This window comes from Lactiplantibacillus herbarum (assembly GCF_001039045.1).
In the GTDB taxonomy this organism is placed as follows: Bacteria; Bacillota; Bacilli; order Lactobacillales; family Lactobacillaceae; genus Lactiplantibacillus; species Lactiplantibacillus herbarum.
Map to the genome: position 1 here is coordinate 31,934 of NZ_LFEE01000022.1, position 11,487 is coordinate 43,420.

General features: G+C 41.8%; 11 protein-coding genes. 2 read left to right on the forward strand and 9 right to left on the reverse strand.

What is annotated here, in order from left to right; genetic code table 11:
• Window positions 1-74 precede the first annotated feature (74 nt).
• The 6 genes from ACG95_RS08315 to ccpA form a co-directional block, all read right to left on the reverse strand.
• Window positions 75-2,597, reverse strand: coding sequence for a DNA methyltransferase (locus ACG95_RS08315; protein ID WP_048000092.1), 2,523 nt, complete (start codon window positions 2,595-2,597; stop codon window positions 75-77).
• 149 nt (window positions 2,598-2,746) lie between these two features.
• On the reverse strand, window positions 2,747-3,277 hold the full coding sequence (locus ACG95_RS08320; RefSeq protein ID WP_048000093.1) for a hypothetical protein: 531 nt from the start codon (window positions 3,275-3,277) through the stop codon (window positions 2,747-2,749).
• Between the two features lie 590 nt (window positions 3,278-3,867).
• Window positions 3,868-4,695: a hypothetical protein gene (locus ACG95_RS08325; protein WP_053072750.1), complete on the reverse strand. Its 828-nt coding sequence runs from the start codon at window positions 4,693-4,695 to the stop codon at window positions 3,868-3,870.
• Between the two features lie 233 nt (window positions 4,696-4,928).
• On the reverse strand, window positions 4,929-5,249 hold the full coding sequence (locus ACG95_RS08330; RefSeq protein ID WP_152668316.1) for a DsrE family protein: 321 nt from the start codon (window positions 5,247-5,249) through the stop codon (window positions 4,929-4,931).
• Window positions 5,242-6,117, reverse strand: a complete 876-nt coding sequence (locus ACG95_RS08335; protein WP_048000094.1) for a TIM barrel protein — start codon at window positions 6,115-6,117, stop codon at window positions 5,242-5,244. Before ACG95_RS08335 ends, ACG95_RS08330 begins: the two co-directional genes overlap by 8 nt.
• 126 nt (window positions 6,118-6,243) lie before the next feature.
• Window positions 6,244-7,254, reverse strand: a complete 1,011-nt coding sequence (ccpA, locus tag ACG95_RS08340) for a catabolite control protein A (protein WP_048000095.1) — start codon at window positions 7,252-7,254, stop codon at window positions 6,244-6,246.
• 265 nt (window positions 7,255-7,519) lie between these two features.
• Between ccpA and ACG95_RS08345 the strand changes: the two genes are divergently transcribed.
• Window positions 7,520-8,629, forward strand: a complete 1,110-nt coding sequence (locus tag ACG95_RS08345; protein WP_048000096.1) for a M24 family metallopeptidase — start codon at window positions 7,520-7,522, stop codon at window positions 8,627-8,629.
• Between the two features lie 175 nt (window positions 8,630-8,804).
• Here ACG95_RS08345 and ACG95_RS08350 read toward each other — a convergent pair whose 3' ends face one another.
• From ACG95_RS08350 to ACG95_RS08360, 3 genes are all read right to left on the reverse strand, one after another.
• Entirely contained in the window at window positions 8,805-9,266 is a 462-nt protein-coding gene (locus tag ACG95_RS08350; protein ID WP_048000097.1) for a MerR family transcriptional regulator, read from the reverse strand.
• A 68-nt stretch (window positions 9,267-9,334) separates the two neighbouring features.
• On the reverse strand, window positions 9,335-9,823 hold the full coding sequence (locus ACG95_RS08355; RefSeq protein ID WP_237756479.1) for a YtxH domain-containing protein: 489 nt from the start codon (window positions 9,821-9,823) through the stop codon (window positions 9,335-9,337).
• 2 nt (window positions 9,824-9,825) lie between these two features.
• The gene (locus ACG95_RS08360) at window positions 9,826-10,242 is read right to left on the reverse strand and encodes a DUF948 domain-containing protein (protein WP_048000098.1); all 417 of its coding nucleotides are present in this window, start codon (window positions 10,240-10,242) and stop codon (window positions 9,826-9,828) included.
• Between the two features lie 189 nt (window positions 10,243-10,431).
• On the opposite strand from ACG95_RS08360, the gene ACG95_RS08365 reads away from it, so the two are divergent.
• Window positions 10,432-11,325 (forward strand): mechanosensitive ion channel family protein, encoded by an 894-nt coding sequence (locus tag ACG95_RS08365; protein ID WP_048000099.1) that lies wholly within the window; start codon window positions 10,432-10,434, stop codon window positions 11,323-11,325.
• Window positions 11,326-11,487 lie beyond the last annotated feature (162 nt).

Sequence of the window (11,487 nt, forward strand, 5' to 3'; positions counted from 1 at the left end):
GGATAGTATTAAACTTAGTTTAGACAATAAAAGACCAGATACTCAGCTATTAAGTATCCAGACCTTTATTAACTCTATTTAATAAGATTATTTACAGTCGCCTGCGTTATCATTAATTTCTTTGCAATATCGGCGGTTCGCATACCTTTATCTTTAAGCGTTAAGATAGTTTGCTTTAAATATACCTTCTCGCCGGCCTTGTCTTTGATAAATATTGGCCGTACCAACTCGTTATCTTCAGTAGTCGCTAATGAATGATGTTTTTCATCAAAACCATTACCCAGACTGTATAGACTGTATGCATTAACGTCTGTCCAATGCACGTTTACCATTCTAATCACAGTCAATGGATTTAGTGCTGGTAATTCAATTATCGTCGGTCGTTTACCCTCATAATGCCGCTTAATAAACGCATCATAGTAACTAAAACCTGCCATTAGTCCCCTATACTTCAGCCGATTTCCTGTATCTTTAGTCAATAGACTTTCAAATACTGATAAATCGCCAGTTAATGCTGCCATGGCTGTTGCTTGGTGTCGGCCACCATTCAACATTCCATTTTCTGCGACAATAGCCTTTATATCACCCATTACATTAAATTCCGCAAGTGCTCCTTCATCTGAGAATTCATTTTCATCTGATAACTTTAATTTTTTTCGATAGTCTTCGATAGCATTTACAGCTAGTACTAATATGCCTACTAACCGATAATAGTTTTGAATTTCTTTACTTAAACGTTTCCCAGTTACTGGCTTTAGTTGTTCATGGCTAAGTTGATTCTGCCGATTCCTAATTTCATCTTCGAAACTAGTCAAGTCATTCATCAACTGTAATAAGTAATGCTCGTATTTATTAACTTGATTTAATTCGTTAGCTTGCTTAGCATTACCTAGTGCCACAGCATTTTCGGCCATAGTTTCTGCATAATCTTTGGTAGCTCTTTCAATTCGATACTTATTTCTAAATCGAGTCGCCAGATTCACAGCCACAGGGTCGAAAATCCGTTCTACCATTTCAATGTCTAAACTATCAAGCCCAAACAATTCCCTGAACTGATTGGTATGCCAAACTTTAGCAAACCCTAACAAACATCCTAGTTCATCATCAGTGAGTTGATTATTTTGATATTGAGCATATTCGGCATGGTTGCTAGCCGTATTAACGTTCACACCAGCTTTTATCTGCTTATCTGCATACCGCTTCCGATAAGCATCCTTAATACTAATTAATTCTTCATTAACGAGTTTTCGACGTTTGGTAACATCATTCACAGTATCCAAGTAACCCCAAAAAGTTTCATCGATTAATTCCTGTTCAGAATAATTAACGTCAAATCCTTTTAAATCACGCCATGGCTCTTCCCGTAGCACCTGCTGACCAATTGACCGTTTATAGTCTTCCAGCCTATTCGTAGCCTTAAGTTGCGTATAACGACTTAGCTCACAACTATATACTTTCCGACCCAAGGAATAACCCGCTATAGCGATTGAACCACTTCCGGCATAACTATCCAAAATTGTGTCTTGTCGCCTTGTCAGGCGTTGTATGAGCCTTATAACCATACGTGGTGGCTTAGGTGTTTGATTAATATTACCGTTATTGTTGAACGGTTTACTCAACGTGGCCGATTCATACAAATTGTTATTCAGATTAAAGCTAGCATACTTTTGACGGCCGGCTTGCGTATTACGATAAGCTACGAATACATACTCACTTCGCTGATTGTAATTTTTATCAAGTTTATGGTTAGGGTTAGTTTTGACCCATTCAAAATAGTCCATTATTTGATAATCAAAGTTTGGATAGTTCGTATCTTGACTTAGTTTAACTACCAAAGCTTCTAACAAGCTAATATTCTCTTTGACATTAAAGATTGCTATTAAGCCGTCTTCTGCTAGCAATTCATTGACTGACAGTAAATATTTTTTAAATTCATTTTCTTTGCTATTGCCCTGACCACTATCTGGTAATTCAGCATCCCAGTCTGCCATTCCAATGTAATATGGTGGGTCAGTAATAACTGCACTAATTGGTGGTTGTTCACCATTTAAGATTGACTGCTTTAATTCACCATGAAAGGTTTCATAGTCACGATTATAAATTAAATACGGTTCAATCCACTCTGATACTGATTCATCTAATTCTATATTGCTGGCTTTAGCTACTCCCTGCCGCACACTAACATTAAAGTATTCAATAATTTGAACAAACAAGGGGCTAAGCAACTCATCAACCTTATCCATAATTGCTTGCACGCTATCTAACAGTTTTAATTGCTCAACATCATCAAGCTGTACACCAACCTGTCCCTGCAAATAATCTTTTAAATTTGTATTTATTAAATGCTGCCAGCTAACTAACATTTGTTGCGTCACTTCAAAACCAAGGGGTACATCACTTGCACCTAAATTTACCTTACTACTTCCGAGCACTTGCTTGACGTTTACATTAATAATATCTAGACAGTCATCAACAAACTTAATTTTATTAACTTCAGATTTATTACCAGACCATACATCAAAAAAGCCATCCAACAACTTGATTAAGTCTTCCTGTTGACTTTTTAAGGCGATTCCATCATCTAAATTTTTAGTCATATTATTTATAATAAATTAGTCACTTTCGTAGGGATAAATTAGTCATTTTTACTAGTATACTCTGGTTTCTGCTATAACTCTAATAACAAGACACCACCAACTAATGACCTCAGATACACTATATACTTCTGCCAAAAATTTAAATTTTTTTAGTATTTCACATCATACAACCGATGATTTTTAGGATGATACAGGTTTGCACGTGGATTTTTGGGCAAGATGTTCTTTTCATCCACTAATATTTTCCGTAAATTTTTTCGGGTGCGATATCCAAAAATTAAAAAAGAATCTCTGTATATCCAACTTTTAAGACCTAATCCATAAACAGTAAACGCAAATATAAAAACAATTACTAGTGTGACCAAATAGTCTGAAAACTTTACCCCCGCGTTACCATCAGATTTGACATCTAACCAAGTATCAAAAGCATTAGTTACAAAGAATGTTATTACTACCAAAGTCACTTTCATAATATTAATAATCCATTTACGTTCCTTGACTAAATCCTCTTGGTCCTTATCGAGAAATTTAATTAGGCCCTTAATCTCGTGTCTTGAATCTAACTTATTCTCTTTTAAATAATCCACAATTTCAGTACTAATGCTTTCACGTGTTTCTTTTGCTCTTCTTGAGTTTTCAATAATATCATTCATCTCATTAACTACTTTTCTTTTATCCAACTTAAAAACATCTCCATCATTCACTTTTAATAAATTGAGCATATAGTGTTGTTATTAGCATTTGTTGTTTCAACATTTCAATTAAGAAAATTTGAACGTATTTAGTTTTTACTATTTAAAATTCTATTTGTTTTTTCGAATCTAAATAGTTCCTAGTTACCTTAAGTATATTATCATTCAAACCATTCCTCCCAGAAATTTGAGCTTTTTGTCTCCCCTTGGTCTCCATTATTACAATTTTTTGCAATAAAATTAATGACACTCGTTAAAACACTGTTACTGTCCGTTAGCTTATCGCCGATAAAAGTGTCGTCTCTCTATCGTCTCAGTTTGCATAAAAAAGTTAAATAGTCCCAATTTTTCCAAAAAAGCAAAAAGCGCTGCAACCGCAACGGCCACAACGCTTTCAAGCTTTTTTATTTTGTTAAAAGGAGCCAAAGTTCACGTTTTGAATGTCCTGACATGTGTGACTCCTTCTTTCTTAATTTAATATCGATTTATGTTTAAACATACGTGTAGTATGATAGCAAAAAAAGGGAGCGATTTCAAGGTCTAGACCCCATCACGCTCGCTTTATGTGAAAGTTTTATTTAAGGCGCTTTAATAATCAAATATATCCCAGCGGAGCTAGGCCCAAGTAGCTCATCACACTGACCCGTCACATCCGGCCCCACTTCAGCCTGAACGGTCTGCTTAATCTCCGCCAGACTAGCTAGCGTCTGCAAGTCATACCAATACATGCCCTTGTGATTCTGTCCCACTAGCCGCCAGCGTCCCAGTGATTTCAGCTTATCAAGATCCAACTCAGTGGGCATGTCTTGGAAAAAGACGTGCTGCGTTGGCATCCAAGCATCCGTATAATCCTGTGTCCGCACCCGCAGATCCACGATTATTCGATGAATCCGGTGCGCTACCCACGCTGGGCGACTAACCGCAATGATCCACAACATAACACACCAACTCGCAAAATCATCAAAGTACGTTTCATTGCCACTCTGATAGGTCACAAACGCCAAGATAACGAGCATGACTAGACCAATAACACCGGTCAAGTTCATCCGCGTAAGCAAGTGTGCGCGCATAGTCTCCGCTACTTTTAACTGCATCTGATAGTCGCCACGCGTTTGAACCCGTGTCTGTGGCACTAACTGCTGATCAATCCCCGTGTAGATAACTTGAATCTCCGGTTGCGTAATCTGAACCGTCGTTATAACTTTTAGATCAGCTTGTTCTCGAGTCAGCTCTGCCACCACGTCCGGCGTGACGTATTCACTGAATAATCGATACTTCACCGGGCTGCTGCCAAACTGATACCAATTCCCCTTGATGTCAGTTAACAGCCGTCCCTTCTCAGCTTGCTGATTCAACCACGTTAACTCCTGATCGGACCCCTTAACAAATACCCGATAGCGTTTCATTAGACCACTCCTCACCTGGCCACCTTCCCCCGAACATGGCCAGCCAATCCTTTTATTAATGCTAGTTACTCGGCAAAAAAGTAACCGCTTTCTTAAATTAGATTAATTATCCGCTAATCCAAATCATTATACAACTGCCGTCATCAGTTACTGTCATTACGATTTAGATACTTATACCACAAAACGGGTACCCAACTAATCGTTGAATACCCGCTTCATCTTTATTATTTAATTTATGGTTTGAGATACGCATAGCCCTGGTTCTGCAATTCAACGATGCGTACAACACCCGCCGGCACCACCGTCACTCCGGCAGCTAAATCTTCAACGGCTACTTGATGACTGACCATCGCGTTATGACACGCATCAACCGTTATTTGTGGCAGTTCAATCAGTAACGGTTGCCACATCCCCGTTGTTAACGTGGTGATAGCCGGACCATTCACCACCATGACCACACTTGCGGTGGGTTCTACAGCCAACAGATTGCGACAATTACCAATTGCCATCGTGACCTTAGCGATCTCATCAACGTGAATAACGACTTTAAGCACGCTTTCGCCGTCCTTCGATCTGACGGACCTCGATGCTTCGTAGATAATGGTAGCTACTCAACATGTTGGCACAGGTTGCATCCGTCTCATCCGGCACTTCATAGATCATCGTGGCTCCGGGATTAAGCACTGGCAATACGCGTTGCCAGTCGATCAATCCCTGCCCTAATGGCAGACTATCGTGTTGCTGCCCAAGTGAATCAACTATGTGATAGTGCTGAATGAGCGGTGCCAACCGTTTTAAGGCCAACATCGTTAGATCCATGTCGCCATGTAAGCCGATGAAAACGTGACTCACATCGCAGACTAGTGGCAAGTTATGCTGGATAATCAGTTCATCTAACTGCGGATCACCGTACATGAAGCTAGGTGTGATGCCATTTTCAATCATGACGTGGCCCTTAGCCTGCCGCACTACTTGATCCAACCGCTCAAAGACGGCCGTGCGAGCTTCCCCCAACGACTCATATTCATTCAGCAATTTTAAGCTGTCAGCACCACCGTAGCCACCGTGAATGAGCACTTTAACGTCAAGGTCACTCGCCAACGTTAACAGCTGTTCCGTTGACGTTTGTAAGAACTTGTAGGCGGCTGGTTCCCGTTCTTCATCCAGTAACTGATCCAAATGCCAATTCTGATAACTCATCGGGTGATGAATAATGACCCGTTCAGTCACGTTTGTTTTAACGAATTGAATTGCCTCAACTAACGCCTTAAATGCCGTTGGTTCAAAATCCGCCGCGCTGGTAAAAAACTCAAACACGTCTGGTCGATACTGCAACCGATTCATTAATTGTTCAATCTCAGCTGACGCTTTCAACCCTAGTTGTATCTTTCCAGGTCGTTGTGGTAACACTAGTTCTGCCATGGTTGATCCACCCTTTCCGTCATTCTTACCCATAATAAAAGGGTTCGGAATGATTATTCCAAACCCTAGTATAACGCTAATACCAACCTAAAGACTATCGGTCCGCACTAACGCCTATTGCGATTCTTAATCGACTGATTTAGTTGAAGCACGGCGAACGATACCATATGGTAAGGTAACCGTCTTTTCATCTAATTCTTTATCATTCATTAACTTAGTTAACATCCGCATTGCAACGGCACCAATATCATAGAGTGGTTGCGTGATCGAGGTGATTGCTGGACGCGTGATCTGAGTGATGATCGTATCATTACTAGTGATCACTTCTAAGTCGTTAGGCACGTCAATGCCTGATTCCATGCTGGCATTGATAATCCCAGCGGCCATTTCATCGTCACCAACGAAGACGGCAGTTGCGCCACTATCCGCGATAACGGGTTGTAGCTTAACACCGGCATCATATGAGTAGCCAGCTTCATAGACTAATGAATCGTCGTAGGCAATCTTAGCCTTGCTCAAGGCACGCTTGTAACCCGTTAAACGGTATTCAGCGTTGATTGATTGCGTCAATGAACCCAATGCCAAAGCAATCTGCTTGTGCCCACGCTTGATTAAGTTAGTTACCGTTTCTTCAACAGCTGCCGCGTAATCAATGTTAACACTTGGCGTTTCATTCAATGGGTCAACGGTACCAGCTAAGACAACTGGTGCCTTAGCACGCTTAAATTCGGCCCGTAACTTATCATCGATGTGGTTACCCATGAAGATAATCCCATCAACTTGTTTAGCCATCAACGTGTTCAAAACGTTAACTTCTTGTTCGCCAGCATCGTCGGAGTTCGTCAAGATGATGTTGTACTTGTACATCATGGCAATATCATCGATCCCACGTGCTAATGAAGCAAAGTAAATGTTGGTTACGTCGGGAATAATCACCCCAACAGTGGTTGAGCGCTTACTTGCCAAGCCTCGCGCAACTGCATTTGGTCGGTAGTCTAGTCGTTCGATTACGGCCAACACCTTTTTACGGGTTGCTGGTTTAACGTTAGGATTGCCGTTGACAACCCGTGAAACTGTAGCCATTGAAACCGCCGCTTCGCGTGCCACGTCATAAATTGTTACTGTTTGTTTTTCCATCTAAAATAGCCCTTTCTTACTTGGTATCATATGTTTTCATTCGTTTTCATGCAACATCAACCAATATAGCAAAATTACGGTCTCGATGCAACTTAAGATCGTTAATGAAATCGCTTTCATGAAAATAATACCTTACTTGTTTTCAAAAATCAAGATTTACCGCTCAAAGAACACCTTTTTTAGATCATTATTCTCAGCTTTTTATCATCAACAGCGCTATACTAGTACTATTAATAAGCCAATATAATTTTAAGGAGTGTTTGATGTGACAGATTATACGAAACTGCAACAAGTTCGCCAGTGGACCCAAAACAACCACGTTGACGTGACTTATATTAGTAATTTTCACACAATTTCATATTTAACCGGATTTGAGAGCAACCCTTTCGAACGGACCTTAGCTTTATTCGTCTTTGCGGACGCTGAACCATTCTTATTCGCCCCCGCACTAGAAGTTGAAGCCATCAAGAATATGGGCTGGCCTTATAAAGTGTTCGGCTACCTCGATCACGAAGATCCATACGCCTTGATTGCCAACCACATTCACGAACAGTTAACTGACCCTAAGGGGTGGGCACTTGAAAGCGGCAATTTAACGTTAGACCGTTTCCAAGCACTCCAACAACAGTTCCCTGCCGCAAGTTTTGACAAGGACCTCTCCCCTTACATCCAACAACTACGGTTAGTTAAAACTGCCGATGAATTGGAAAAGTTGAACATTGCTGGTAAGTGGGCTGACTTCGCCTTTGAACAAGGTTTTGCCGCTGTTAAAGCTGGCCGTACTGAACAACAGATCGTCGCTGAATTACAATATGCCTTGATGCAAAAAGGCATTATGGAAATGAGCTTCGGTACCTTAGTTCAAGCTGGTGAACACGCTGCTAATCCTCACGGTGCTACTAATGAAACGCAAGTTAAACCTAACGAATTAGTCTTATTCGACCTCGGTGTCATGTACGAAGGTTACGCTTCCGATGCTTCACGGACGATTGCTTACGGTCAACCTACTGATAAGCAGAAAGAAATCTTTGACGTCTGTCTTGAAGCGAACTTAACTGCCCAAGATGCCATCAAACCTGGCATGGCCGCTGAAGATGTCGACAAGATTGCTCGTGACGTTATCACCAAGGCCGGCTACGGCGAATACTTCATTCACCGCTTAGGTCATGGGATCGGTCAAACCGACCACGAATTCCCATCTATTATGGAAGGCAACCACATGCCACTTGTTGAAGGAATGTGCTTCTCCGTTGAACCAGGGATTTACATTCCTGGCGTTGCCGGTGTTCGAATCGAAGACTGTGGTGTTGTGACTAAGGAAGGCTTCAAGCCATTCACGCACACACCTAAAGAACTTAAAATTTTAGACCTATAACAAATAACCACTAACGAGCTTGGGCATCCTGCCTAAGCTCGTTTCTATTTTTACTTAGTCTATTTCAATAAAATTCGCGCGGTAAGAGAACGTATCCGTAGGGCTATCCTAATTAAGTGATTATAAAAAGCCAGTAGCTTGTATTAGACATACTTGCAACTGGCTCATTTGATCTTTATTTAGTTGTCACTTGGTCCGCTTCATAACTAGCAACCTCCTGTAAAAGCGTGGCCGTATCCTTGACGGGAATCGCATCACAATCAACGGCAGCTTCACTACCCGCTTGACTTGCTTTACGGTACAGGTCAATCTTGTAATTAACCTTCTGCAAGTTTAACAACGATTGGTGGATCTGATCCTCGACGGCTTGGCGTTGCTGTTCAAACATCGCTAACCGTTGATCAATTGTCGCGTCACCGGCATCACACCAGCTAATGAATTGCCGGATATCTTCCAGTGGCATGCCAGTCTGTTTGAGACAACGAATCAGCCCTAAGGATTCCACGTCATCATCATTGAAGACGCGGCGCCCCTGCTCATCACGTTTGACAAATGGCGTTAAACCCGCTTTTTCGTAGTAGCGTAACGTATAACTTGAAATACCAGTCTTCTTAGCAACCGCTCCAATTGAATACATGTTATTCCTCCTATCAAATAGAACTGGGACACGGAGCAATCCCCCGTGTCCCAGTCTTATCTTATTAATTATTTTTCAGGTTGTTCGTCAGTTGCATCGGTATCGGCAACTTTTTCAGTATCAGTCGCTTTATCAGCATCGTCTGCAGTAGTTGCAGCTTCAGCGTCTTTGTAAGCTTCGCCGCCATCGATCACAATGTCATCGTCGGCGTCTTCATCTTCTGAGACTTTAGCTAATTCTGAACGTAAGCTGTCCGTTGCTTGGTCCAAACTAGAACCAAAGTCGGCCGTTTCGCCCTTAGCAGCTTGGTATTGGTCTGCAAAGTCTGCTACCTTATCCTTAGCATCAGCAAATTGTTGGCTAGCTTCAACTTTGAAGTCTTCCGCAGCATCGTTTGCATAGAATGCGTAATCGATGGCACGATCCTTCAAGTCTGCAAAACCTTGTTGCGCTTTGGCCTTTAAGTCAGCCTTCTTTTCATCATCCATCTTATTGATGGCTGTCGCAATTGCGGCGCCGCCAATCATAACACCTAATAAGAATCCTTTTTTTGACATAATTAAGACTCCTCGCTATTATTTTTTGCACGTCGGTTACGGTAAACGTCGAAAGCAGCTTTACCGACCTTGCTTGCACTACTAAACTTATTACGTTTTTCGTTAGTCTTGCCGAGCTTATCCGTTAAATCACGGGTCGCTGCGTTTAAGTCAGAGACACTCTGGCCTAAATCACCCATCGCTTGAAACGCTGGGTCAATGGTTGCTACCTTACCGTTAACATCCTTTAAAAGTTCGTTAGCATTAGCCATGATTTTCTCGGTCTCGTGCGACAAAGCGTCCACGTCATCCGTGATGTTACTTAGACTCCGGTTAACTTCACCCATCGTCTTCGTAATCCGCATTAAGAAAATCCCGATAAAACAAACTAATAATAAGAACGCAATGGCGGCAATAATGCCCGCAACATGTGTAATCATTAAAATTCCTCCTTCAACTACCACTATATTAGAACTAGCATAGCATTGTCTCAATTATACCGCAATTAAAAAAGTGCTTACAACTGTACTGACGTGCTGATTCTCATCTAATAACCTTCGGCCACGCTTGGTTAGCACCGTTAAATCTGCTAAACTAGTGAACAGACAACATTTAACGAGGGTGAATTTATGTTTATAGCAAATCAGTTAGCGGCCATCGACACGCCTACTAAGCAAGTATCCGTATGGGTCAAGCTAGCGAAGAAAATCGATTGGCAGCAAATTATTATTAACATCGGTGGCAAGATTCTTGAAATCATTCTTTTCACCTTACTATTTTGGGTGATTGACCGGCTAGGGAAACGCCTGATCCACCACCTCTTCATCACTAACGCCAATACGAGCGATACCGCCAATAATCGGATTTCGACAATCTTTACGTTATCCCTGAACATTTACCATTACGTCATCATGTTCTTCGGTATTTACGCGGTGCTCTCCGTACTGGGCGTTCCAGTTGGAACATTAATTGCCAGTGCTGGGATCTTCAGTGTAGCGTTAGGATTAGGTGCCCAAGGTTTCGTAAGCGACATCGTGACCGGCTTCTTCATCCTATTGGAAGATCAGATTGACGTGGGTGACTACGTTAAGATCGAAACGATTGAAGGAACCGTCTCCGCCATCGGGTTACGAACCACCCAGGTAACTAGTCCAGACGGTGCCCTTAATTTTATTCCCAATCGTAAAATCCTGATTATCAGCAACCAGTCACGTAATGACATGCGGGTTCTGATTGATCTTTACATTCTAACGACCACCCCTATTCAAGAACTAACGACTGTGGTTCGCACAGTCAACGCGGAACTGATCCCTCAGTACCCAGATATCGTTGGCGAACCTGATATTCAGGGCGTCACGACTCAGAGTGACGGAACGTTAGTCTTTCGCGTCCAGTTCTACGTTAAAAACGGGATGCAATTTGCAATTCAGCGTGACTTTCTGGCAGGCTACCTAGCCGCTGCAAGTGAGGCCGGAACCCAGCTCCCCTCACCACGTTTAAATATTACCCCCACACGTAAATAATGACTTTCAAGCGGTGCCCACTTATTGGGCGCCGCTTTTATTTTGCTTACTTACATTCCAAAACAACTCTAACTAGTAACCCACGTTATGCTAGTGAAAAATCAAATAATAATCATGATTACAATTGCATATGTGCTTCCAATTCTCGCCTACCGGGGCAAC